The organism is Alteromonas stellipolaris, from assembly GCF_001562115.1.
Classification (GTDB): Bacteria; Pseudomonadota; Gammaproteobacteria; order Enterobacterales; family Alteromonadaceae; genus Alteromonas; species Alteromonas stellipolaris.
In genome coordinates this window covers 3,029,794-3,052,360 of record NZ_CP013926.1, presented here as the reverse complement: position 1 = coordinate 3,052,360, position 22,567 = coordinate 3,029,794, and the positions used below count along the sequence as shown (strand labels likewise).

Genomic DNA, 22,567 nt, shown 5'->3' with positions numbered 1-22,567 from the left:
CCTGCGCCATTTAAATTAAATTGGTCATAAAGCGGTATACAAGCCCTTGAAAATGACTAGAATATGCCACGAACAAGCCATCAATCAATGCCGTTAAGGAGCCCTCATGTTACCTCGCGAAATGAATATCGCTGACTTTGACCCAGAATTAGCCGATGCAATGGCAAAAGAAGTTGTCCGTCAGGAACAGCATATCGAACTTATCGCCTCTGAAAACTACTGTAGTCCACGTGTTATGGAAGCGCAGGGTTCTCAGCTTACTAATAAGTACGCTGAAGGCTATCCTGGTAAGCGTTATTACGGCGGTTGTGAGCACGTAGACGTGGTAGAGCAACTGGCTATCGATCGTGCCAAAGAACTTTTCGGTGCCGATTACGCTAACGTACAGCCTCACTCAGGTTCACAAGCTAACTCTGCCGTATTTATGGCATTGCTTGATGCTGGCGATACTGTACTTGGTATGAGCCTTTCTGAAGGTGGTCATTTAACGCATGGTTCTCACGTTAACTTTTCGGGCAAAACCTACAATGCTGTTCAGTATGGTTTGAACCACGAAACTGGCGAAATCGATTACGAACAAGTTGCTGCGTTAGCAGAAGAACACAAACCGAAAATGATTATTGGTGGTTTCTCAGCTTATTCAGGTGTTGTTGATTGGGCAAAATTCCGTGAAATTGCCGACAGCGTAGGTGCTTTCCTGTTAGTTGATATGGCGCACGTTGCCGGTTTGATTGCGGCGGGTGTTTATCCTAACCCACTGCCACACGCACACGTAGTGACAACCACCACGCATAAAACCCTAGCGGGCCCACGTAGCGGACTAATTTTGTCAGCATGTGGTGACGAAGCCATTTATAAAAAGCTTCAAAGCTCAGTATTCCCTGGCAACCAAGGTGGTCCTTTGTGCCATGTTATTGCAGCAAAAGCAGTAGCGTTTAAAGAAGCACTTCAGCCAGACTTTAAAGAATATCAAACACAGGTTGTTGCGAACGCAAAAGCCATGGTGGCGGTAATGCAAGAGCGCGGATACAAAATTGTATCTAATGGCACTGAAAACCATTTGTTCTTACTAGACCTTATCGATAAAGATATTACGGGTAAAGAGGCTGATGCTGCTCTTGGTTCTGCTAACATTACGGTTAACAAAAACTCGGTTCCTAACGATCCTCGCTCACCGTTTGTTACCAGCGGATTGCGTATCGGTAGCCCAGCGATTACTCGTCGTGGCTTTAAAGAAGAACAAGCCAAACAGGTTGCTACATGGATTTGTGATGTGCTAGATAACATGGGTGATGACAGCGTTATCGACCGTGTTAAAAGTGAAGTGGTTGCCCTTTGTGAACAGTTCCCTGTTTACGCGTAAGCAACCTAGATAAGAAAGTTACCGCGCGTTAGTCTTTTAAATCAAAGGCTAACGCGTAGTAAAAAGTAAGTTAAGGATCGCTCATGTTTTGCCCCTTTTGTTCAGCACAAGAAACAAAAGTGATTGACTCTCGCCTAGTGGCAGAGGGGCATCAGGTGCGCAGACGTCGTGAATGCGCAATGTGTCACGAACGTTTTACTACCTTCGAAAGTGCAGAACTTGTGATGCCACGTGTTATCAAACGTGATGGCTCGCGAGAGCCTTTCAACGAAGATAAGCTTCGTGCAGGCTTACAGCGCGCGCTAGAAAAACGCCCAGTGAGTACAGAAAAAGTTGAACAGTGTATCTTGTCGCTTAAGTCAGAGCTTCGGGCAACTGGCGAACGAGAAGTGGGGAGTGAACTGCTAGGCAACCTTATTATGAAAGCGCTCAAAGAGCTAGATAAGGTCGCTTATGTTCGGTTTGCCTCTGTTTATCGTTCCTTTGAAGATATCCGAGAGTTTGGTGAGGAAATAGCCAGACTAGGGGATTAACCACGGGATATGCAGTGTCAATTAATACTACCCATGCGCATGTAAATAGCGGCTCAAACACCGACTTAGGCAAAAAACACAGTAGTCGTTCAATCAATGAATTGCCTAGTAGGGCGGTTGAAATTGACTATTATTGGATGGCCAAAGCCATTCGACTGGCGCAAAAAGGGCAATTTACTACTTCTCCTAATCCCCGTGTTGGCTGTGTCATTGTTAATAATAACAATGAATCTATTGGTCAAGGTGTACATATTCAAGCCGGTACACCGCATGCCGAAATTCATGCCCTTCGTGAAGCTGGGAAAAGCGCAAAGGGCGCTACAGCTTATGTGACACTAGAGCCTTGTAGTCATTACGGACGAACGCCCCCCTGCGCAGAAGCACTGATAAAAGCACAAGTCTCGCGAGTGGTCATTGCCATGACTGATCCGAACCCCAATGTCAGCGGTAATGGTATTCGCATGTTACAAGATGCGGGCATTGAGGTGTCATCCGATATTATGTCGGCAGAATCTGCCGCTTTGAACCCAGGTTTTATCAAGCGTATGCTAACAGGTAAACCTTATGTTCGAGTGAAATTAGGCATAAGTGTGGATGGAAAAATTGCGCTTCAAAATGGTAACAGCCAATGGATAACCGGGTCAGAAGCCAGAAGAGATGTACAACATTACCGTGCACAAAGCTGCGCAGTGTTAACAGGTTCGGGGACGGTGAAAGCCGATAACCCGAGTCTATTAGTGAGAGCAGGCGAAGCTAAGTTTGCGCATTACCCGTTGGAGGCTATTCGCCAGCCAGTGCGAGTAATAGTAAATAGTGCCGACGATCTCTCAAGGGACTATACGTGCATGAACGATGGTCATCCCACCTTTGTGGCATCTACCCAACATAACGCCGATACGGATAATCGCCAACACCTAACGGTTGATGCGATGAACGGTAAAGTGGATATCAGTAAACTTATGCTGCAGTTAGGCGACATGCAGTTTAATGAAGTGTGGGTAGAAGCAGGGCCAGGTTTAGCTGGTGCTTTGATGATGGCCGGTGAAGTAGACGAACTCATATGTTATCAAGCTCCTAAGCTGTTGGGAGACAAAGGGGTGAGTATGGTATCTTTACCCACCTTTACCGAATTGAATCAAGCTATTGAATTGTCGCTGATTGAAAGTCGACAAATAGGTAACGATATTAAGCTTCGTTACAGTCTCAACACGCCTCAGCAGCCCTCAATAGCCTTATAGGAACATTATGTTTACTGGAATTATTCAAGCTTTAGGCAAGATTACTAAACTCGATAACCGTGGTAGTGACATACGGTTAACGGTTTCATCAACTACACTGGATATGGCCGATGTTGCGCTTGGCGACAGTATCGCTACCAACGGGGTATGCCTTACCGTGACTGATATGGGTAGCGATTATTATTGCGCTGATGTGTCTGCTGAAACCATAAAGCTCACCGGCTTTGCCCATTACGGCACGGGTTCTACGGTGAACCTTGAAAAGGCGATGCGACCCACTGACAGACTGGGCGGGCACATTGTTTCGGGTCACGTCGATGGCGTGGGCGAGATCAGTAAAATTATAAAACACACCGACTATGTTGAATTTTGGGTAAAAGCACCTACATCTTTAGCCAAGTACATTGCTCATAAGGGCAGCATTACTGTTGATGGCGTGAGCCTTACGGTAAATGAAGTCAACGGTGCTGAGTTTATGCTATGGATAATTCCTCACACGTTGAAAGAAACCGTAATGGGACATTACGAAGTGGGCACCGCGGTAAATTTAGAAGTAGATGTAATAGCACGTTACCTTGAACGCTTAATGATGGGTGATAAAGCAGCATCACCTATATCAAAAGACATTGATATGGCGTTTTTGGCTGAGAACGGATTTTTGAGAAAGTAACCCTACAAGAAGTATAAAAACTATGGCATTTAACACCTCGAAAGAAATTATTGAAGACATTCGCCAAGGTAAAATGGTTATCTTGATGGATGATGAAGATCGCGAAAATGAAGGCGATCTTATTATGGCAGCAGAGCATGTGACGCCAGAAGCCATAAACTTTATGGTTACGCATGCCAGAGGTTTAGTTTGTCTACCTATGACCGAAGCACGCTGTAGACGCCTTAATCTGCCGTTAATGGTGGATAAAAACGAAGCACAGTTTTCTACTAACTTCACCGTATCGATTGAAGCGGCAACAGGTGTTACTACCGGTATTTCAGCAGCAGATCGGGCGGTTACTATTAAAGCTGCCGTTGCTAAAGAAGCGAAAGCTACTGATATAGTCCAGCCAGGTCATATTTTTCCGCTAATTGCGAAAGAAGGCGGTGTATTAAACCGTGCAGGGCATACTGAAGCGGGTGTCGATTTACCGCGCTTAGCAGGATTGGAGCCGGCCGGTGTTATCGTTGAAATCTTAAATGAAGATGGCTCAATGGCACGTCGTCCGGAACTTGAGAAATTCGCCGAAAAACACGACCTTAAAATTGGCACCATTGCCGATTTAATCGAGTACAGAAACTTAAACGAAACCACTATTGAAAAAGTTGCTCAGTGCAACCTACCTACAGAGTATGGTGATTTCGAGCTTCATACTTTTAAAGACAGTATTGATAACCAGCTACACTTTGCTTTGAAAAAAGGGGAAGTGACAGCTGAAAACCCGACATTGGTTCGCGTGCATCTGCATAACACCTTCAGTGATTTGTTGGGCTCAACTCGTGGTATTCATCGTTCCCTTACTTTATCTGAAGGTATGCAAAAAATTGCTGATGAAGGCGGTGTTCTGGTATTGCTTGGTAAAGATGAACAAATTGAACAACAGGTTCGCCGCTTTGCTGCTGAAGACAGAGGCGAGCGTCCAACCGGTGCTGATTGGCAGGGCTCGTCGCGCACTATTGGTGTTGGTAGCCAAATTTTAGCTTCTATCGGCGTTCAAAAAATGCGCTTACTAAGCAAACCTATTAAATACCATGCTCTTTCAGGCTATGGCCTAGAAGTGGTTGAGTACGTACACGACTAAGTGGTGGTAAATCAGAAGCTCTTGGTAAGGCTCTGTTCACGAAAAGTCATTACCACAAGCTAATGCAATTTACGTAAGTAATTTATAGGAAAGGTGGGGAAAGGGCGCAGTAAACCCTCCACCGCATGGATGCGGTGGCGGAGCGTACAGGGAAGTATTTACCGCGTGTTTACGGAGCCCTATCCCCACCTTGCCGTTTGTTATTCGGGCTAACGGACTTGTCAGCCAGTAACAAAAACAATCGATTTAGTTTGGGCGTAGTTGTGGTATACTTCGCGCCGTTTTTCTCGAGGAATGAAATCATGCAAGTAGTTGAAGGTAATATCAGAGCGACCGGTAAGAAGATTGCTATTGTTGTTGCACGCTTTAATAGCTTTGTTGTTGAGAGCTTATTGGAAGGCGCATTAGACACACTAGACCGTCACGGCGAAGTGAACGAAGACGATATCACAGTGGTACGTGTTCCAGGTGCTTATGAGTTACCGATTGTTGCTAAGAAACTTGCTGAGAAAAAATCTTTTGATGCCATTATTGCACTCGGTGCGGTAATTCGTGGCGGCACACCTCATTTTGACTTTGTTGCAGGCGAATGTAACAAAGGCCTAGCGCAAGTATCGCTAGAATATGGTGTACCGGTATCTTTTGGCGTTATCACTACAGATTCTATTGAACAAGCTATCGAACGTTCTGGAACCAAAGCAGGCAACAAAGGCGCAGAAGCTGCCTTAGGTGCGCTTGAAATGGTTAACGTTATCGATGCTGTTGAAAAGCTTTAAGGTAAAAAATTAAGTGAAAGTTTCAGCTCGTCGTAAAGCCCGTGAACTTGCCCTTCAAGGCATCTATTCATGGCAAATGAGTCATAACGATATTCAACAAATTGAACTGGCGCTTGCGACCAGTAACGATATGAAGAAAGTTGATATGGCTTATTTTCAGGCACTGCTTCGCGGTGTGGCGCATAGCGCTAGCCACTTAGATACGACTATTAAGCCGTATCTGGGCCGTTTGCCTGAAGAACTAGATGCAATCGAAAAGGCTATTTTACGTATAGCGACACTGGAACTTACAGAGCGTAAGGATGTGCCTTATCGCGTAATTATTAATGAAGCGATTGAACTTGCGAAGTCTTTCGGGGCCGAAGAAAGTCATAAATTTGTTAATGGTGCGCTTGATAAAGCGGTTCGCTCGTTGCGTAAAGACGAACGCGATTAACCTTGTCCAGTGGCATTGGATGTCACAAAGGGTTTAATAGACTATCGTGAAAGAATTTGATCTTATCGGCCGCTACTTCTCTGATGGCGGCCATACTCGTAAAGACGTTGTTATTGGTATTGGTGATGATTGTGCCGTAACTAACGTTCCTAGTAACCAACAACTCGCCGTTACTACAGACACCTTAGTAGCCGGTGTGCACTTTTTAGATGATGCGCCTGCAAAATCAGTTGCGTATAAAACGGTAGCCGTGAATTTAAGCGATTTAGCCGCCATGGGCGCCGAACCAGCGTGGATCAGCTTATCGCTGTCATTGCCAACAGTGAATGATGAATGGCTTAGCGAGTTCGTAGATGGTTTGTACGAGCTTACGCAGTATTATTCTGTACAGTTAATTGGTGGCGATACCGTTAAAGGCCCGATGGCTATGACCATTACGGCGCAAGGGTTCATTCCACCAGGTTCTGAACTGACTCGTAGTAATGCAAAACCCGGTGATTGGGTTTACGTTACAGGCACATTAGGTGATGCTGGTGCTGGCTTAGATATTCTTCAGAATAAGCTATCGGTAGCTGGCGAAGCGCGAGATGTGCTTATTAATCGCCATTATTACCCTACACCTCGGGTAGCAATGGGAACGGCACTTCGTCGTATTGCTTCATCATGTATTGATGTGTCTGACGGCTTAATTTCTGATTTAGGCCATATACTGAAAGCTTCAGGCTGCGGTGCAAATGTACACGTGGATAAACTTCCTTTATCTAGGGCGTTGACCAGCGCAGTCGATAATGCCCAGGCTATCGAATACGCACTGTCAGCAGGCGACGACTATGAGCTTATCTTTACAGTAGGTGAAGAGCAGCGAGGCAACTTTGAAACCTCGATGGGCAGTAGTAGCGTAAAAGCAACTTGTATTGGTCAGTTAACTGGCCAAGTTGGTCAGCTTTCCTTGTTAAAAGATAATCAGCCGTTCGCACCAACCAATGAAAGTGGTTACGAGCATACTTTCTAGAAGCTAACAGAGCATCTTATGCAAAAAGAATATCGCGCTAGAATTAGCATGAAGAATCCAGTGCACTTTTTAGCGTTGGGTTTCGGTAGCGGCCTTATTCCGTTTATGCCAGGTACGTTTGGCTCAGCAGCTGCACTTCCATTATTAATATTGTCAGCGAATATGCCAGTGTTGGTATTTATCGCTTTCACTGTTTTTGCATCAATTTTTGGCATTTATCTGTGCGGAAAAACCGCTGATGATATGCAGGTGCACGATCACGGCTCTATTGTGTGGGACGAAGTGGCAGGTATGTTTGTTACCTTCTTATTCGTACCTATTACAGCGCCATCATTACTAGCAGGGTTTGTGCTGTTTCGCGTATTCGATATTTTAAAACCTTGGCCAATAGGGCCTATCGATAAGCGCTTACACGGCGGTACAGGCATTATGCTGGATGATATAGTGGCAGGCGCTATGGCTTGCGCATGTTTACATATCATGATGATAGTGTGGCCAGCATTTACAACCTTGTTTTAAAATCGGGCTAACCTAAGTTCGTTCGATAATACGCAAAAAATTGAACATACTAAAAAGCCCGCTACTGCGGGCTTTTTGTTTTTAAAAGCTAGTTAAAAAACCAACCGCTAGCTTAGTAAGCTTTTAAGCGTAGCGGTAATGCCTTCGGCATCCAGCCCATGCTCTTTGTACATTTCTTGCTGCGTACCTTGCAAAATAAAGCTGTCTGGGAGCCCCAACGTACGAACGGGTTTCATAATGCCTTGTTGTTGTAAGTACTCAAGCACACCAGAGCCTGCACCACCGGCTATACACCCATCTTCTAAAGTAATAAGCATATCGTGTTCTGCTGCTGCTTTCTCAATAGCCTGGCCATCCAGTGGCTTCACAAAGCGCATATCAATAACCGTTGCATCAATAGCTTCTCCAGCCGCTAATGCATTAGGTAAAAGGGTTCCAAAATTCAATATTGCTGCTTTTTTCGCTGGCTTGCCGGTAATAGCACGGCTAACCTTCGATTTGCCAATTGGCAACTCGGTCATCGCAGCGTCAGGGGTAATACCCATTCCAGAGCCACGGGGGTAGCGTACCGCAGCAGGTTTTTGCGCTTTATGGCCAGTATAAAGCATTTGTCTGCATTCATTTTCATCAGACGGCGCCATCACTATCATATTCGGTATACAGCGCAAAAAGGCAATATCAAAAGCACCTTGGTGAGTAGGGCCATCAGCGCCTACAATACCGGCACGGTCAACAGCAAATAAAACCGGCAAGTCTTGCAACGCCACATCGTGAATAAGCTGATCGTACGCACGCTGTAAAAAGGTTGAGTAGATGGCAACTACCGGGTTACATCCATCGCGCGCTAGGCCCGCAGCAAAGGTAACCGCATGCTGCTCAGCAATAGCGACATCAAAATACTGTTCTGGGTATTGCTGCGAAAACGCGACCATGCCAGAGCCTTCACGCATAGCGGGGGTAACCGCCATCAATTTAGGATCTTGCGCTGCCATATCGCATAACCAATCGCCAAAAATGGCAGAAAAAGTAGGTGCAGATGGCTTCGCTTTAGGCAATGCGTTATCCGCAGGGTTAAATTTAGGCACTGCGTGGAATTTAATCGGGTCTTTCTCAGCAAGGGCGTAGCCTTTACCTTTTTTAGTTACCACGTGAAGTAGTTGTGGGCCTTTGAATTTGCGCATATTACGCAATGTATCTACAACGGCATCTACATCATGGCCATCAATAGGGCCAATGTAATTAAAGCCGAGCTCTTCAAAAATAGTGCCCGGTACTACCATGCCTTTAAGATGCTCTTCTGCGCGACTAGCAAATTCTTTGATAGGTGGCACATTACTTAATAGCTTTTTAGAACCATCGCGAATAGAGTTGAAGACATTACCCGTCAATAAGCGGGCTAGGTGACTATTAAGCGCACCTACGTTTTCAGAGATAGACATTTCGTTGTCGTTCAACACCACAACCATATCTTTATTGATGTCACCAGCATGGTTCATCGCTTCAAATGCCATACCTGCGGTAATCGCGCCATCGCCAATTACGGCAACCACTTTACGATTTTTACCTTCTTGCTCGGCGGCAACAGCCATACCAAGTGCAGCACTGATGGACGTCGACGAGTGGCCGACAGCAAAAGTGTCGTAGTCGCTCTCAGGTGGCCAAGGGAAGGGGTGCAATCCATCTTTTTGTCGAATAGTCGACATTTGTGTGGCACGGCCTGTAAGAATTTTGTGGGGGTAGGCTTGATGACCCACATCCCAAATTAATCTGTCGATAGGCGTGTTATAAATGTAATGCAAAGCCACAGTAAGCTCTACCGTGCCTAAGCCAGACGCAAAGTGTCCACTGGTTTGGCTAACACTATTTAGTAAATATTCTCGTAATTCATCTGACAACTCTCGCAATTTCTCTTGCGGTAACTGTCTTAACTTATCCGGCGTTTGCGCAATAGCAAGCGTGGGGTAATGTTGGAGGTCTAAACTCATTATTTATTATCTTTTTCAACATGGTTGCAGAACTAATGGTCTCGTTTTACCAATAGTTCGCTAAACGCAATTAAACTGTCTGTATTGTAGGGTAAACGAGCCAAGGCTTGAAGGGCATTCTGATGCAGCTTATCAAGTTCTCGTTTTGCGCCTTCTATGCCAAGTTTGGCAGGAAAGGTATTCTTACCCAAAGCAATGTCAGAGCCTGCAGGCTTTCCTAATTGCTCACTATTACCTTCTACGTCAAGAATGTCATCTTGGACTTGAAATGCAAGACCAATATCATCTGCGTAGGCCAATAAGTTTGCTTTACTGTCACTATCAAGTTCTGGAGAAACAATAGATACCATTTCAACACATGCACGAAGCAAGGCGCCGGTTTTCAAATTGTGCAGCCGCTTGAGCTGCTCAAGGCTTATTTCTTCACCCGTGCTGGCTAAATCGATAGCTTGCCCGCCACACATGCCGCGATAGCCTGCGGCGCGGGCTAGCAAAGAAAGTAATTCACCACGTTTATTGGTTGCGAAATCACTTAATGGCGCATCGGCTAATGTGCTAAAAGCAAGGGCTTGCAATGCATCACCGGCTAATATTGCGGTGGCTTCATCAAATGCAATATGACAAGTTGGCTGGCCGCGACGCAAATCGTCGTCGTCCATGGCTGGCAAGTCATCATGTACCAGCGAATAAGCATGCACGCACTCAATGGCCATACTAATAGCCATTTGATCGCCTTTGGGCACATCAAGGATGTTGCCGATAACTTGAACCAGTAAAGGTCGCATGCGTTTACCCCCCACCAATAACGCATGGCGCATTGCTTCTTTAAGCCGCGGTGCGTCGTGTGGAAGGTCATCAATAAGCGTATTTAACGACGCATCGGTCTGCTGCTTAACTTGCTGATGCAATGCAGTGAAATTCATAACGTACCTGTTTGTTGCGACACGAGGTTTAAGGTTGCTCGTCTTCAGGAAGAGGGTGTAATGCGCTTTCGCCTTGCTCATTAAGCAAAATTTTAACTTTTTGCTCGGCTTGCTCTAACGACTTCTGGCCTTCACGAGAAAGGGCAATGCCTCGCTCGAATTTTTCAAGTGCAACGTTTAATGGTAACTCACCGTTTTCCATCTCATTAACGATGGCATCTAATTCGGTAAGGGTTTCCTCAAACGAGGGAGAATCTGTTTTTTTCGTCACTTTCGCCACCATAGCACTCAATTTTAGGCGTTTCTTGGGATTACGCGCACATTAACTGAGGGTAGCCAATGGGTCAAATGGTTTGTCAATATATGCCCTATTGCAGCTATCTATGACAACGCGTTGTGAACTAAGCCTCAGTATTAAAACTGCCGCCTAAAGTTCGACTAACGTCATTATGTATACAATAATTAAGGCAATTTGCGATAATCTTGTTATAGAAATTCTATACAATGCCGATAGAATACGAGTAATAGTTATGCAGCGTCTGCAAAAAATGAGGAAGAGTGAGTGGATTTAGCAACCGTCATAGGTATGTTGGGCGCCATCGGCTTTGTAGTAATGGCCATGGTTATGGGTGGCAGTATTGCCATGTTCATCAACGTACCATCTATCTTGATTGTATTTGGTGGCACCCTTTTCGTTATTTTATCCCAATACACTTTAGGGCAGTTCTTTGGTGCAGGTAAAATTGCAGGCAAAGCATTCATGTTCAAAATTGATACGCCTGAAGACTTAATTGAAAAAATTGTTGAGATGGCAGATGCAGCACGTAAAGGCGGATTTCTTGCATTGGAAGAAGCTGAAATTGACAATCCGTTTATGCAAAAAGGTGTAGACATGTTGGTTGATGGTCACGACATAGAAGTGGTCAGAGAAACCTTAGCGAAAGATATTTCGATGACTACCGAGCGACACGAGTTTGGTGCCACCATATTTAAAGGTATGGGTGATATTGCACCAGCAATGGGAATGATTGGAACCCTGATTGGTCTGGTGGCCATGCTTTCTAACATGGATGATCCTAAATCGATTGGACCAGCGATGGCGGTAGCACTATTAACTACCTTGTATGGTGCATTCCTTGCCAACATTATCTGCCTACCCATGGCAGTAAAACTCGGTAACCGCGCACAAGAAGAAAAGCTTAACCAAATGCTAGTACTCGATGGCATTGTGGGTATTGCTGATGGGCAAAACCCGCGTGTTATCGAAGGCATATTGAAAAACTATTTAGCGGCAAGTAAACGCGGTACGGGCGCTGAGGACGAATAATGGCTGAAGAAGAGTGCCCAAAATGTCCTCCCGAGGGGCTTCCTGCATGGATGGGGACCTTCGCGGATTTAATGTCGTTGCTCATGTGCTTTTTTGTACTGCTGCTCTCATTTTCAGAAATGGATGTTCTGAAGTTTAAGCAAATAGCGGGCTCTATGAAGTTTGCTTTTGGTGTACAAAACAAAATTGAAGTGAAAGACATCCCTAAAGGCACCAGTGTTATTGCGATGGAATTTAGACCTGGTCGTCCAGACCCGTCGCCTATCGACACTATTCAGCAACAAACCATTGAAATGACTCAGCAGATGCTAGAGTTTCAAGCGGGTGATGAAGACTCTTCAGGCGGTAGGCAGAAGCAAAGAGGTGAGCAGCGCGGTGGTCAGTCGCAGCAAACGGCTACCGATCAGTCTTCCTCTGAGTCGCAAAGTTCAGATCAAACTCAAACTGCTGAGTTAATGAAAAAAGTGGCGCAGCAGTTACAAAAGCAAATTCTCGATGGCGCAGTAGAATTAGAGTCTTTAGGTCAGCAACTGACTATTCGCATTAGAGAGAACGGTTCGTTTTCAGCCGGTTCTGCATTTCTACAACCTCAGTTCCAGCCTATCTTACGCAAAATTGGGGTGCTGTTAGCTGATGTGCCAGGGGAAATAGAAATATCAGGGCATAGTGACGGACAACACATTGCTAACGAGCTATATCGTTCCAACTGGGATTTATCGTCTCAGCGTGCGGTAGCCGTAGCCGAAGCTATGCGAACAGCCCCAGGGTTCGATGAAAGCAGAATGTCGGTAGTAGGGAAGGCCGATACCGACCCCATGGTAGAAGATGCTACAACGCCGGCTGATAGAGCGCGAAATAGACGGGTAGAGATCAATATTAATCAAGGTAAACCTATGACCTCTCAACCTATTTCCGTGGTTGATGAATAAAGATTGTAAGCAGAACGCAAAATCAAAAAGGGCGAATCAGATGATTCGCCCTTTTATTTTGAAATCGTCTCACACTTCCAACTAACGGAGCCTTAAACATTCAACTAGCGTTGTTTGCACATGCAACTAGCGTTGTTTGCACATGCAACTAGCGTTGGAGTGCCTCTCTGTGATGTGGCTTAGATATTACTAATTGCACAGTGCTAATGGTTCTTTCTAGAAAACCGCCTTCGCAGTATTTTAAATAGTAAATCCACATCCGCATGAAACGTTCATCGTAACCGTCGTTTAGTAACGCTTCTTTGGCGCTAATAAAAGCCTCGTACCAATGATTTAGTGTTTGGGCGTAATCTAAGCCGATATCATGTAAATCTCTAATCATCATGTCGCTATAGCGCTTTAAATGCGCGTTTAACTGATATTGTGAGGGCAAAAATCCACCCGGGAAGATGTATTTTTGAATGAAGTCCACACTGCTGGCGTAACTTTCGTAACGTCTATCATCAATGGTGATGGATTGTAGCAACATTAGCCCATCGTCTTTCAACAACGATGAACACTTCTCAAAAAAGTTACCTAAGTAATCTTTTCCTACAGCTTCAATCATTTCTATTGAAACCAGCTTGTCGTATTTACCTTCTAACAGGCGATAGTCTCTTTTCAGCAAAGTGACTTTGTCAGACACCTGTGCGCGCTCAATCCACTGCTCTGCCCAAGCATATTGCTCTTCAGAGATAGTTGTGGTGGTCACATTACAACCATAATGCTTGGCAGCATACACCGCCAAACCACCCCAACCAGTACCAATTTCTAAAAGATGGTCGCTTTCGGTTAACTGAAGCTTGTCACAAATTGTTTTAAGTTTGTGATTTTGTGCCTCTTCCAAACTGGCATTAACGTCAGGATAAATTGCCGATGAATACATCATGGTGTTATCAAGAAAGCGAGTGTAAAGCTTATTACCTAAATCGTAATGGGCTTCAATATTTTTCTTGGCTTGATCTTGTGTGTTGCGGCGGGCAAAGTGCTGAATTTTCAAAATAGGCATGGAAATCCATTTAAACTTATTCTCCCATGCATCAAGGGTCGATAGATTACGCGCAAAAATTTGCACCACTGCCGTAACATTATCGCTTTCCCACAGGCCATCCATATAGGCTTCGCCCGCTCCCACGCTGCCGCCCAACAATAGCTGGCGATACGCTTTTACGTCTTTGAAGTTAATAGTTGCGTGCAAATCGTCGTTGGGGTTACCCAATGAGGCAATCGTGCTACCATTTTCCATAATGGTAAGTGAGCCATGTGGAAGTTTCTCTAAACACTTTAAAAATGCGCGCCTACAAACCTTGTCTAGAAGAGACGCTTCTGAAGGGGTACTAAATACAGATTCACCGGAAGACATGTAGTTATTATTCCTGACTTTTCTTAGGGTGGTCATAAAGTGGCGTTCGTTTTATGAGTAACTTTAACGCCTGCCAATATATGCCAATCATTGTTTTAATGGTCATACTAGGTATACGTTTCATAACCCGACTTAGATTCGCATTATCTAATGAAAGCCGTGTTAAATTAATTCCTGCACTGAATTCTTTGTCGCCTCGAACACAGTCCATCACCAATGCGAGGCGTTGGCTAGGTTGCGTTATTCGCCATTTGTACGTCATGTCCATTGGATTAAACGGCGATACATGAAACGCTTTTGGTGTATCTGCTTGCAATGCTAAATCGACCAAATAATAATGCCGCTCATTCCAAGGGGTATTACTGACTTCTGCCAATACATGGGTAAAGGCATTGTCTTTGCCCTTTAAGTAATAAAAATTAACAGGGCTGAAATACATTCCCCACATACGAAGCTGCCCAAGCATGTATACATCACCGCTTAAGGTATCCTCACTTAAACTGTTCATTTTTTCTAGTACGCTTTGGTCTAATGGCGTGTTGCTATCACCTAAGTAGTCTTCACGTTTAAAGCGCACTCTTGCTTTAGCATCAACCGAAAAGTGTTTAAGTACAGCTGGCAAGGCATCAACTTCGCTTAACTTTATCCAGAACAAATAGATATGATAGTCGAACTTATGTTGGGTAGGTGAAAAGCGCTCGTGATACACCTTTCCTTCATAAATAGCACTATCCATCAAAGGTTAACTCCAAATCGCTCGCATACATCTAATGCGCTATGTACGCCGTCTTCATGAAAGCCGTTATACCAGTAGGCGCCACAGAAATGCAGATTATCAACACCGCATATTTGGTTTCGGCGCTGTTGGGCATTCACCATAACTTCACTGAATTGAGGGTGCGCATATTCATATCTACCCAACACCGCGCTTTTATCAATTTCATCCGTGTTATTAAGGGTGACGCAGTAGGTATTCGCAGCGTCTAATCGCTGAAGAATATTCATGTCATAAGTCACCGAGGCCGGTCTTTCTTCTTCGCCAGCATCGTCTTTTAATCGATAATTCCAACTCGCCCATGCAAGCTTTCGTTTTGGAAGTTGGTTTGTATCTTTATGCATAACAACGTCGTTTTCAGCAAAGCCAATGGCACCTAACACAGCTTGCTGAGCTTCGGTAGGGGTGTCTAGCATGGCAAGCGCTTGGTCGCTATGGCAGGCAAAAATAACATCATCAAATTCAGCTTGGGCGCCAGATGTGTCAGTAACCTGCCACATATCGTCCACTTTCTTAACATTCGTGACACCACACGATAGCTTTATTTTGTCTTTAAAGCTGGCTGTTAATGGGGGAATGTAAGTGCTAGAGCCGCCTTTAATGGTGTACCACTGTGGCCTGTCACTTATATTCAATAAGCCATGGTTGTTGAAAAATTGCAGAAAGAAGGTTAGTGGGAACTGCCTAGTTTGAGCGAGGCTTGCAGACCAGATGGCAGCGCACATGGGCAAGATATAGTAGCGAGCAAAGTCATCGCTTAGCTTTAGCTCGTTAATAACATCTTGAAGTGTCATTGAAGACGTATCGCGCTTTTCGGCAACAAAAGCCTTGCAGGCTTTGTTGAATTTAAGAATATCGCGCACAATACGCCAAAACCTCGGGCGCAGTATATTCCGGCGCTGTGCAAAGAGGCTATTTATCGTATTGCCATTGTACTCAATATTGGCCTTTTTACTGGTAACAGAAAAGCTCATCTCGGTAGGTTGATATGCTACATCAAGCTGTTTCATCAGCTTTATAAATCTAGGGTAGGTCCAATCATTAAATACTATGAAGCCGGTATCGATATGTCGTTCAATGCCATCATCGTTAATCTTTTTTGTGGCAGTGTGCCCGCCAATGTAATCATTGGCCTCATAAACTGTTATATCAGCCGTTTTATTTAACAAATACCCACAAGTCAGGCCTGAAATACCTGTCCCAATAATCGCTACATTTTTTGTCATTGTTATTGTGCTCTACTGCTTTTCTCGCATCGATAGCGATAGTTTCTTTTGTAATCCTACAGGTAAAATATGCATAAAACGCAGTATAAAGCCAAACATGCGGGGGAAAAAAACGGTTTGCTTGTCGGTTTCAATGCCTTTAAGCATAGACTCCGCCGCTTCGGTGGCCGTAATTTTCATTGGCATATCAAAATCATTTTTGTCGGTCAGCGGGGTTTCAACAAAACCTGGCGATACCGCTTGAACTTTTATACCGCGGTCGTGTAAATCTACCTCTAAACTTTTTGTAAAATAGTGAAGGGCTGCTTTACTTGCCCCGTAAGCTTGCGATCGGGTAAACGGGAGAAGGCGAGCCATACTATCTACGATGACTAGCTTATCCCCTTTATTTAAAGAAGGAATGAGTGCCTCAACACAGTGAACTACTCCAAAAAAGTTAGGTTCGAAAACTCGCCTAAACATATCGGACTCAAATTCATCAATATCGACATATTCACAGGTGCCGGCATTTAAAATGGCAATGTCGCACTTCACGTTTCGTAGCGCCTGTTTCGCATCTTCAAGAGAAGTCACATCAAATTGAAGCGGCCTAATATTTGGCTTTGACGCTAGTTCATCTAAAACATCTTGATTTCTGCCACAAGCAATAACCTCGTAGCCATTATCTGCGGCATGAAGTGCTAACGCTTTGCCAATTCCAGAGGTTGCACCGGTAATGAGTAATGTCTTCATTTCGCTAACCTCTTTTTAATCTTCTTAACAAAGAACCCGAGCAAAGGAATGTGTTCGTAAACCATTTCCCCTAAATCATAAAAATCTTTGTGATAAACAATAATGTCATCCTTTACCGTTAGTTGGGTATTCCCATCTACGGTAATTAACTTATCGCTTTGCTTGAGTTTGAGGTTCATCGTCCAGTTAACAATGTGAGTGACGCTGTTGCTACTCACTGGCGCTATCATTGATATATCAAACTGACATCGTTCTGCTTGTTCGAGTAAGTTTGCAAAATACTTTTGAACATCATCAAGGCCGTGGTGGGTAGTGATAGGATCAACAAATGTCACATTGGAAGCATAAATGTTTGCTAAATCATCAAGGGTGATTTGGCATATATCGGCGTACATGGTTGAAAATCTATCTAATACAGTCATCACTTCTTCACTTTTTAAAATACTTAAAGAAATATAAAACAGCTATATAACTTGTTGTTACTAATGCCAATACTGCGTGGAAGCTTGTTTATGAGTACCACTTGAAAGTACTATACACGCTATTTTGATCATCGTTCTATTATTCGAAGCGTAACCAAGTAGGTTAACGTTTTCTTAATATAGTCATTTTACAAATAAAGCGGCGCGTCGGATCATTACCCTTAGACTAAAGTGTGAAATTTTTTCCCTAGCGATCCAATTTGTTCACAGTGGCGTAATTGCTTATGACTAAAAGAGTTAAGAGTTTATGAGTAAGACACCCATTCCACTATTTCCGTTATCTGCCCATTTGCTTCCAGAAGGACGCATGGCGTTACGCATTTTCGAGCCTAGATACACACGCATGGTTAAGCAGGCATGCGCTGAAAACAAAGGGTTTGTGATGTGTATGCTTAACGCATCTGGCGACAAATCGCATAACGAGCATATTTATCCGATTGGTACCTACGCCAAGGTTGTTGACTTCGATTTACTTGATGACGGCTTGCTTGGCATAAAGGTTGCTGGATTAGAGTTAGTTGAGGTAACTGATATAGCAGTTGAATCAGATGGGTTACGTACAGGTCATTGTCATTCTGTAGCGCCTTGGAACTGCGAAATATCACCTCAGCAATTAGCGCCTATAAATGAGCGTTTGAAAGAGATTTTTGCGAAGTATACGGAGATAGCATCACTTTATGAAGAAACCCGGTTTGACGACCCAATGTGGGTGTTAAGACGGTGGCTTGAATTGTTACCTGTCGATGGTGGGCAAAAGCAGCAGTTTCTAAGAGAGGGTGGTGGTAAGAGCTTACTTAACTATCTGTATGCATTAATTCGGTAAAACGAATTAAAAGATAATTTCTTAAATTCCATTAAACAATTGTAATGTGGAATTGACGATTTTTTCGAACTTCTTTCATCGTTTGTTTGTAAAATACAGTAATCGAATCGGATAAACGGACGAAACCTTATGTTAGTTGGAATTCCTTTAGAACAAAGTAAGAGTACGATTAAACCGAAAGAATGCGCGGTTGAGATGTCAGATTACCTAGTAGAGGTTGCTCAAAAGCGTTGTAAAGCATCTTTTGCACGGGTTTTTAATTATTTCGCTCCAAGACTTCGCTCATACGCTTTAAAGCAAATGGGTAACGAAGCACTTGCTATGGAGTTAGTACAAGACACCATGTCGAACGTGTGGCAGAAAGCCCATTTGTTTAATGCAGAAAAAGGTTCGCCTTCTACGTGGATTTTCACTATTGCTCGAAACATTCGTTTTGATATGCTTCGTAAGCTTCAAAACCGAAAAGAAGACGTGTGTTCTGATGACCTATGGCCAGTACTATGCGAACAAACCGCTGACTTGAACGAAGCACCGCTTGATGAACAAGTTACGTTAGAGCAAATAGGTTATTTGTTTGAATCACTTCCTGTTAAACAGAAAGCAGTGATTGAAGCCATTTATATTGATGGTAAATCTCAGCAAGAAGTCGCTGATGAGTTAGATATCCCGCTAGGTACAGTTAAGTCGAGAACCCGCTTAGCACTTCAAAGATTAAAAGGTATGTTACAGAGTAATGATTAGGTTCCACCCAAGTGCTCAACAACTCGTTTCATTCGTTGACGGAAATTTGTCCCCAGCGGTCTCGCTGATGGTTTCTGCACATTGTGATATGTGCAGTACGTGTCAGCGATTTGTGGAACAAGAAACTGAGCGCCTAGCTGGTTCGTTATTAGAAGATAATGGTTTTAAGCCAGTTGACCTTAAGGCCGATTACAGCGCAATGATTGCGCAAATTACCCAATCACCTTCATCTGTTGAAGCCGATACCGGTACACAACAGAAACAATCGCCCAGAAAGCAGAACACAAACACAGAAGTCAGCATTGCTGTTAATGATTCTATTGAGCTTGATGGCAGAAATTTTGCCCTGCCACGAACACTTCAGCGGTATAAAGAAAAGACAGGTGGTTGGTCTAGCTTGGTAGGTAAGCTGTGGCAAGCACCAGTAGATTTAGGTAGCCAAGGTGTAGCTAACTTTATTTACATGGGCAAAGGTGGAAGTGTTCCTGAACATACTCACCGAGGCACTGAATATACGTTAGTCATTAACGGCGAATTCAGTGACGGGCTCAATAACTACGACTCTGGCGATTTTATTTTTATGGATGGGCAAAATACCCACACACCACGTTCTGACAATGCTCAAGGCTGCTTGGTTTTTACTATCGTCGACCAGCCCTTACATTTTACTTCTGGTATAGCGCGCCTTCTCAATCCATTTAGCCATCTTTTCTTTCGCTAACCTTTCGTAACAGTATCTTTTGTAGTTTTTCTTAGTAAAAGCTTAAAAATAAATTCAAAAAAAAGCGCAGTTCGTTGTGAACTGCGCTTTTTTGATCCAGCTATCAGCATTATTAGCTAATAAAGTCACTTTCAGGAAAGTTTAACTTTAATGTTTTCATTGCGTTTCCACGCAAATCATCTAACCCTAGTTGTTCGTAACTAGATACCATAATTTCAAGCGCTTGCTGAATTTGCGTGCTTTCAGGGAAGTGCTCAATAACATATCTACCACGATTAGCTGCTGCAACATAAGCGTGTCTGCGCATGTAGAAGCGAGCAATAGCTATTTCGTATCGTGCGAGTCTATCTTTAATATGAAGCATGCGCTTGCGAGCGTCTGCAGCATATTTGCTGTCAGGGTATTGCTGCATTAAGCGTCTGAAATCTTCAAAGGCTTGACGAGATTTCGAAGGATCTCGGTCAGTCCTATCAATGTTCATCAAATCTTGAAACAGGTTACTGTCAGACTCCATGTTGGTAAGGCCGCGCATATAGTAGGCATAGTCAACATCTGAGTGGTTTGGATTAAGACGAATAAACCTATCGATAGTGGCCAACGTCTCATCACTTTTACCAGATTTGTAGTAACTGTAGATAAGGTCTAATTGTACTTGGTGCGAAAGCGGACCAAATGGATAGCGAGAGTCTAATGCGCCTAATGTCTGGGCTGCAGCACTGAAGTTACCCACTTCCATACTTTGCTTGGCTCTGTTATATAGCTGTTGCGCACCCATATTAGCCATTACGGCTTTTTCTTCTTCGTCGGAGGAGCTACTACAGCCTGCGACAGATACCATTGCACCTAATAACACAGGTGCCAGTAATCGAATTGATTTCATAATAGTTCTTTTTTCCTGCTAAACAGTATTGATTACTTCGCTGTCTAAGCTCATGTTCTCGTATTCTAACGTACTCGCGATGATAAAAACCATACAAATTCGTAAACAACGCAGTGTACCGATTGAAAGCTTGTTATAATACCCTTTTTACACTTAATAATCGGTGTTATGACACAGTCGGACAACACATTACAATTAGAAGCAACCACAGGGGCTGAGCACTTTAGTCTTCGGTTAGATCAGGTTTTAGCTGATTTGTTCCCTGAATATTCACGTTCTAAGCTAAAAACTTGGATCCAAGGCGGAAATGTGTCCGTTGATGGACAGGTTATCACAGTACCACGCCATAAAATGCAAATGGATGAGGTGGTGACTGTTAGCGCTGAAATAGAAGTGCAGGTCACTAGCCAACCGCAAGACATTGCGCTGGATATTGTTTATGAAGATGAACATATCTTAGTGATTAATAAACCTGCTGACTTAGTGGTTCATCCTGGCGCGGGCAACCCAAGTGGCACCGTACTTAACGCATTACTTAATCATGTTCCTGAAATTGATAAAGTGCCGCGAGCAGGTATCGTGCACCGTTTAGATAAAGATACAACGGGCTTGATGGTAGTAGCGAAAACAATACCTGCGCAAACCCACCTTGTAGATCAGCTTCAAACCCGAGTGATGAGCCGCGAGTATGAAGCCGTTGCTATGGGTACCATGGTAGCTGGTGGTGTGGTGGATGAGCCTATTGGCCGTCATGCAACTAAGCGTACACACATGGCCGTGCGTGAAAACGGTAAACCTGCAGTGACTCATTTTCGTGTCATTGAGAAGTTTCGTGCGTATACGCATTTGCGCTTAAAGCTAGAAACGGGCCGGACTCACCAAATTCGTGTGCATATGGCCCATATCAAGCATCCGTTGCTAGGCGATCCTACCTATAGTGGTAGACCACGCTTACCAAAAGGTGCATCTGATGACTTTATCAACACCTTGCGTGGTTTCCAGCGCCAAGCTTTACACGCAGCTCAGCTTTCTTTATATCATCCTGAAACGGAAGAGTGGATGACATGGCAAGCGCCTCTACCGCAAGATATGCAAGATTTATTAGCGGCGGTACGCCTAGACTCTAAAGAAAACCCAGAAGATATGATTTAATCAGTGCAACCGGAATGTCTGAATCACTAATATTAGCTACTGCGCAGCGGAATTCGGTATGATAACGCCTCAATGGAATAGCCCTAAAAACGTGGTGGCTTTCACTACCACCCGTGATGGCAGTGGCTGTAACAATGAGGGCGTTGCTACCAGCCGTGGGGAGTTTGCCCAGTGTAATGTTGGAGACCACGTAGGTGATGACAAGGAAGCCGTGGCGATAAATCGCGCTAGGTTGCCTTACGCCAAAGCTATAACGTGGTTAAATCAGGTTCACGGTAATCATGTTATTACGTTGCCTTCTACCCAGACAGAAGGCGATGCAGCTTTTACCACAAGTACTTCGCATTTTTGTGCAGTCATGACGGCCGACTGCGTACCTGTCCTTATTTGTGATAATGCGGGTAAGGAAGTGGCTGCCGTGCATGCCGGATGGAAGGGGCTTGAGTCTGCAATTATTAGCCGCACAGTAAACCACTTTTCAAGCCAAGCTTCAGATTTAATGGCTTGGATTGGACCCGCTATTTGTCAGCAATGCTATGAAGTAGACGCGTCGTTAGCGCAACGCTTTGCGGATTATCCATCAGCAATATGCCAAAGTGATATACCCACTAAGTTTCAATTGGATTTACCCGCCATTGCTGCTCAGCAGTTGGCATCGCTCGATGTTGGTACTATTATCAATAGTCAGCTTTGCACCTATTGCAACGAAAAACAGTTTTATTCTCACCGCAGAGCCACCCACCAAGGCAAGACGTCTACCGGTCGAATGGTAAGTGTAATAGGTTTGCGCTAAATCAAA

Annotated in this window: 25 protein-coding genes; 16 read left to right on the top strand and 9 right to left on the bottom strand. The window is 44.1% G+C overall.

Annotated features, from left to right (window positions below; genetic code table 11):
• Positions 1–106: 106 nt before the first annotated feature.
• From glyA to AVL57_RS12980, 9 genes are all read left to right on the top strand, one after another.
• A complete protein-coding gene (gene glyA / locus AVL57_RS13020) occupies positions 107–1,363 on the top strand; it encodes a serine hydroxymethyltransferase (RefSeq protein WP_057790708.1) in 1,257 nt (418 codons plus the stop codon).
• 83 nt (positions 1,364–1,446) lie between these two features.
• On the top strand, positions 1,447–1,896 hold the full coding sequence (gene nrdR, locus AVL57_RS13015; RefSeq protein WP_013783361.1) for a transcriptional regulator NrdR: 450 nt from the start codon (positions 1,447–1,449) through the stop codon (positions 1,894–1,896).
• A gap of 137 nt (positions 1,897–2,033) precedes the next feature.
• Positions 2,034–3,134, top strand: a complete 1,101-nt coding sequence (ribD, locus tag AVL57_RS13010) for a bifunctional diaminohydroxyphosphoribosylaminopyrimidine deaminase/5-amino-6-(5-phosphoribosylamino)uracil reductase RibD (protein ID WP_057796035.1) — start codon at positions 2,034–2,036, stop codon at positions 3,132–3,134.
• 7 nt (positions 3,135–3,141) lie between these two features.
• Positions 3,142–3,804, top strand: coding sequence for a riboflavin synthase (locus AVL57_RS13005; protein WP_013783363.1), 663 nt, complete (start codon positions 3,142–3,144; stop codon positions 3,802–3,804).
• A 22-nt stretch (positions 3,805–3,826) separates the two neighbouring features.
• Complete coding sequence (gene ribBA, locus AVL57_RS13000; protein WP_057790709.1) at positions 3,827–4,927, top strand: bifunctional 3,4-dihydroxy-2-butanone-4-phosphate synthase/GTP cyclohydrolase II; 1,101 nt, start codon at positions 3,827–3,829, stop codon at positions 4,925–4,927.
• Between the two features lie 302 nt (positions 4,928–5,229).
• Positions 5,230–5,703, top strand: coding sequence for a 6,7-dimethyl-8-ribityllumazine synthase (gene ribH, locus AVL57_RS12995; RefSeq protein ID WP_013783365.1), 474 nt, complete (start codon positions 5,230–5,232; stop codon positions 5,701–5,703).
• 13 nt (positions 5,704–5,716) lie between these two features.
• Positions 5,717–6,139, top strand: a complete 423-nt coding sequence (gene nusB, locus AVL57_RS12990; RefSeq protein ID WP_057790711.1) for a transcription antitermination factor NusB — start codon at positions 5,717–5,719, stop codon at positions 6,137–6,139.
• 46 nt (positions 6,140–6,185) lie between these two features.
• A complete protein-coding gene (gene thiL, locus AVL57_RS12985; protein ID WP_057790713.1) occupies positions 6,186–7,151 on the top strand; it encodes a thiamine-phosphate kinase in 966 nt (321 codons plus the stop codon).
• An 18-nt stretch (positions 7,152–7,169) separates the two neighbouring features.
• The gene (locus tag AVL57_RS12980; protein ID WP_057790715.1) at positions 7,170–7,670 is read left to right on the top strand and encodes a phosphatidylglycerophosphatase A family protein; all 501 of its coding nucleotides are present in this window, start codon (positions 7,170–7,172) and stop codon (positions 7,668–7,670) included.
• Positions 7,671–7,777: 107 nt separating this feature from the next.
• Here AVL57_RS12980 and dxs read toward each other — a convergent pair whose 3' ends face one another.
• The 3 genes from dxs to xseB are packed head-to-tail and all read right to left on the bottom strand — an operon-like array spanning position 7,778 to position 10,849.
• A complete protein-coding gene (gene dxs / locus AVL57_RS12975; protein WP_057790717.1) occupies positions 7,778–9,655 on the bottom strand; it encodes a 1-deoxy-D-xylulose-5-phosphate synthase in 1,878 nt (625 codons plus the stop codon).
• Between the two features lie 32 nt (positions 9,656–9,687).
• On the bottom strand, positions 9,688–10,578 hold the full coding sequence (gene ispA, locus AVL57_RS12970; RefSeq protein ID WP_057790718.1) for a (2E,6E)-farnesyl diphosphate synthase: 891 nt from the start codon (positions 10,576–10,578) through the stop codon (positions 9,688–9,690).
• Positions 10,579–10,606: 28 nt separating this feature from the next.
• Positions 10,607–10,849, bottom strand: a complete 243-nt coding sequence (gene xseB / locus AVL57_RS12965) for an exodeoxyribonuclease VII small subunit (RefSeq protein WP_082605035.1) — start codon at positions 10,847–10,849, stop codon at positions 10,607–10,609.
• A gap of 291 nt (positions 10,850–11,140) precedes the next feature.
• Here xseB and pomA point away from each other — a divergent pair, with 291 nt between their 5' ends.
• Both pomA and AVL57_RS12955 read left to right on the top strand, forming a co-directional pair.
• Positions 11,141–11,905 carry a flagellar motor protein PomA gene (pomA, locus tag AVL57_RS12960; RefSeq protein ID WP_013783372.1) on the top strand — a complete coding sequence of 255 codons (765 nt, stop codon included), beginning with the start codon at positions 11,141–11,143 and terminating at the stop codon, positions 11,903–11,905.
• Positions 11,905–12,834 carry a flagellar motor protein MotB gene (locus tag AVL57_RS12955; protein ID WP_013783373.1) on the top strand — a complete coding sequence of 310 codons (930 nt, stop codon included), beginning with the start codon at positions 11,905–11,907 and terminating at the stop codon, positions 12,832–12,834. Before pomA ends, AVL57_RS12955 begins: the two co-directional genes overlap by 1 nt.
• A gap of 148 nt (positions 12,835–12,982) precedes the next feature.
• Here the strand turns inward: AVL57_RS12955 and AVL57_RS12950 are convergent, their stop codons facing one another.
• From AVL57_RS12950 to AVL57_RS12930, 5 genes are read right to left on the bottom strand one after another with little or no spacing between them, the layout of a single operon-like run.
• On the bottom strand, positions 12,983–14,236 hold the full coding sequence (locus AVL57_RS12950) for an SAM-dependent methyltransferase (RefSeq protein WP_057790721.1): 1,254 nt from the start codon (positions 14,234–14,236) through the stop codon (positions 12,983–12,985).
• A 7-nt stretch (positions 14,237–14,243) separates the two neighbouring features.
• Complete coding sequence (locus AVL57_RS12945; protein WP_057790723.1) at positions 14,244–14,972, bottom strand: DUF1365 domain-containing protein; 729 nt, start codon at positions 14,970–14,972, stop codon at positions 14,244–14,246.
• Positions 14,972–16,237, bottom strand: coding sequence for an NAD(P)/FAD-dependent oxidoreductase (locus AVL57_RS12940; RefSeq protein WP_057790725.1), 1,266 nt, complete (start codon positions 16,235–16,237; stop codon positions 14,972–14,974). Before AVL57_RS12940 ends, AVL57_RS12945 begins: the two co-directional genes overlap by 1 nt.
• A 12-nt stretch (positions 16,238–16,249) precedes the next feature.
• Positions 16,250–16,969 carry an SDR family NAD(P)-dependent oxidoreductase gene (locus tag AVL57_RS12935; RefSeq protein WP_057790728.1) on the bottom strand — a complete coding sequence of 240 codons (720 nt, stop codon included), beginning with the start codon at positions 16,967–16,969 and terminating at the stop codon, positions 16,250–16,252.
• The gene (locus AVL57_RS12930) at positions 16,966–17,391 is read right to left on the bottom strand and encodes a nuclear transport factor 2 family protein (protein ID WP_057790730.1); all 426 of its coding nucleotides are present in this window, start codon (positions 17,389–17,391) and stop codon (positions 16,966–16,968) included. Before AVL57_RS12930 ends, AVL57_RS12935 begins: the two co-directional genes overlap by 4 nt.
• A 307-nt stretch (positions 17,392–17,698) precedes the next feature.
• Here AVL57_RS12930 and AVL57_RS12925 point away from each other — a divergent pair, with 307 nt between their 5' ends.
• The 3 genes from AVL57_RS12925 (at position 17,699) to AVL57_RS12915 (ending at position 19,736) form a co-directional block, all read left to right on the top strand.
• Positions 17,699–18,274, top strand: a complete 576-nt coding sequence (locus tag AVL57_RS12925) for an LON peptidase substrate-binding domain-containing protein (protein WP_057790732.1) — start codon at positions 17,699–17,701, stop codon at positions 18,272–18,274.
• Between the two features lie 129 nt (positions 18,275–18,403).
• Positions 18,404–19,015 carry a sigma-70 family RNA polymerase sigma factor gene (locus AVL57_RS12920; protein ID WP_013783380.1) on the top strand — a complete coding sequence of 204 codons (612 nt, stop codon included), beginning with the start codon at positions 18,404–18,406 and terminating at the stop codon, positions 19,013–19,015.
• Positions 19,008–19,736, top strand: a complete 729-nt coding sequence (locus AVL57_RS12915; protein ID WP_057790734.1) for a ChrR family anti-sigma-E factor — start codon at positions 19,008–19,010, stop codon at positions 19,734–19,736. Before AVL57_RS12920 ends, AVL57_RS12915 begins: the two co-directional genes overlap by 8 nt.
• A 112-nt stretch (positions 19,737–19,848) precedes the next feature.
• On the opposite strand, the gene AVL57_RS12910 is transcribed toward AVL57_RS12915, so the two are convergent.
• Positions 19,849–20,616, bottom strand: coding sequence for an outer membrane protein assembly factor BamD (locus AVL57_RS12910; RefSeq protein ID WP_013783382.1), 768 nt, complete (start codon positions 20,614–20,616; stop codon positions 19,849–19,851).
• A gap of 168 nt (positions 20,617–20,784) precedes the next feature.
• Between AVL57_RS12910 and rluD the strand changes: the two genes are divergently transcribed.
• Both rluD and pgeF read left to right on the top strand, forming a co-directional pair.
• Entirely contained in the window at positions 20,785–21,768 is a 984-nt protein-coding gene (gene rluD, locus AVL57_RS12905) for a 23S rRNA pseudouridine(1911/1915/1917) synthase RluD (RefSeq protein WP_057790736.1), read from the top strand.
• A 58-nt stretch (positions 21,769–21,826) separates the two neighbouring features.
• A complete protein-coding gene (gene pgeF / locus AVL57_RS12900; RefSeq protein ID WP_057790738.1) occupies positions 21,827–22,561 on the top strand; it encodes a peptidoglycan editing factor PgeF in 735 nt (244 codons plus the stop codon).
• The last annotated feature ends 6 nt before the right edge of the window (positions 22,562–22,567 follow it).

Coding starts and splice junctions, on each gene's coding strand:
- AVL57_RS12925 (WP_057790732.1), top strand. CDS start 17,699: ATGAGTAAGACACCCATTCCACTATTTCCGTTATCTGCCCATTTGCTT.
- AVL57_RS12945 (WP_057790723.1), bottom strand. CDS start 14,972: ATGGATAGTGCTATTTATGAAGGAAAGGTGTATCACGAGCGCTTTTCA.
- AVL57_RS12950 (WP_057790721.1), bottom strand. CDS start 14,236: ATGTCTTCCGGTGAATCTGTATTTAGTACCCCTTCAGAAGCGTCTCTT.
- AVL57_RS12915 (WP_057790734.1), top strand. CDS start 19,008: ATGATTAGGTTCCACCCAAGTGCTCAACAACTCGTTTCATTCGTTGAC.
- AVL57_RS12955 (WP_013783373.1), top strand. CDS start 11,905: ATGGCTGAAGAAGAGTGCCCAAAATGTCCTCCCGAGGGGCTTCCTGCA.
- nrdR (WP_013783361.1), top strand. CDS start 1,447: ATGTTTTGCCCCTTTTGTTCAGCACAAGAAACAAAAGTGATTGACTCT.
- AVL57_RS12940 (WP_057790725.1), bottom strand. CDS start 16,237: ATGACAAAAAATGTAGCGATTATTGGGACAGGTATTTCAGGCCTGACT.
- ispA (WP_057790718.1), bottom strand. CDS start 10,578: ATGAATTTCACTGCATTGCATCAGCAAGTTAAGCAGCAGACCGATGCG.
- AVL57_RS12930 (WP_057790730.1), bottom strand. CDS start 17,391: ATGACTGTATTAGATAGATTTTCAACCATGTACGCCGATATATGCCAA.
- AVL57_RS12920 (WP_013783380.1), top strand. CDS start 18,404: ATGTTAGTTGGAATTCCTTTAGAACAAAGTAAGAGTACGATTAAACCG.
- AVL57_RS12935 (WP_057790728.1), bottom strand. CDS start 16,969: ATGAAGACATTACTCATTACCGGTGCAACCTCTGGAATTGGCAAAGCG.
- ribH (WP_013783365.1), top strand. CDS start 5,230: ATGCAAGTAGTTGAAGGTAATATCAGAGCGACCGGTAAGAAGATTGCT.
- dxs (WP_057790717.1), bottom strand. CDS start 9,655: ATGAGTTTAGACCTCCAACATTACCCCACGCTTGCTATTGCGCAAACG.
- AVL57_RS12980 (WP_057790715.1), top strand. CDS start 7,170: ATGCAAAAAGAATATCGCGCTAGAATTAGCATGAAGAATCCAGTGCAC.
- glyA (WP_057790708.1), top strand. CDS start 107: ATGTTACCTCGCGAAATGAATATCGCTGACTTTGACCCAGAATTAGCC.
- ribBA (WP_057790709.1), top strand. CDS start 3,827: ATGGCATTTAACACCTCGAAAGAAATTATTGAAGACATTCGCCAAGGT.
- rluD (WP_057790736.1), top strand. CDS start 20,785: ATGACACAGTCGGACAACACATTACAATTAGAAGCAACCACAGGGGCT.
- pgeF (WP_057790738.1), top strand. CDS start 21,827: ATGATAACGCCTCAATGGAATAGCCCTAAAAACGTGGTGGCTTTCACT.
- AVL57_RS13005 (WP_013783363.1), top strand. CDS start 3,142: ATGTTTACTGGAATTATTCAAGCTTTAGGCAAGATTACTAAACTCGAT.
- AVL57_RS12910 (WP_013783382.1), bottom strand. CDS start 20,616: ATGAAATCAATTCGATTACTGGCACCTGTGTTATTAGGTGCAATGGTA.
- ribD (WP_057796035.1), top strand. CDS start 2,034: ATGGCCAAAGCCATTCGACTGGCGCAAAAAGGGCAATTTACTACTTCT.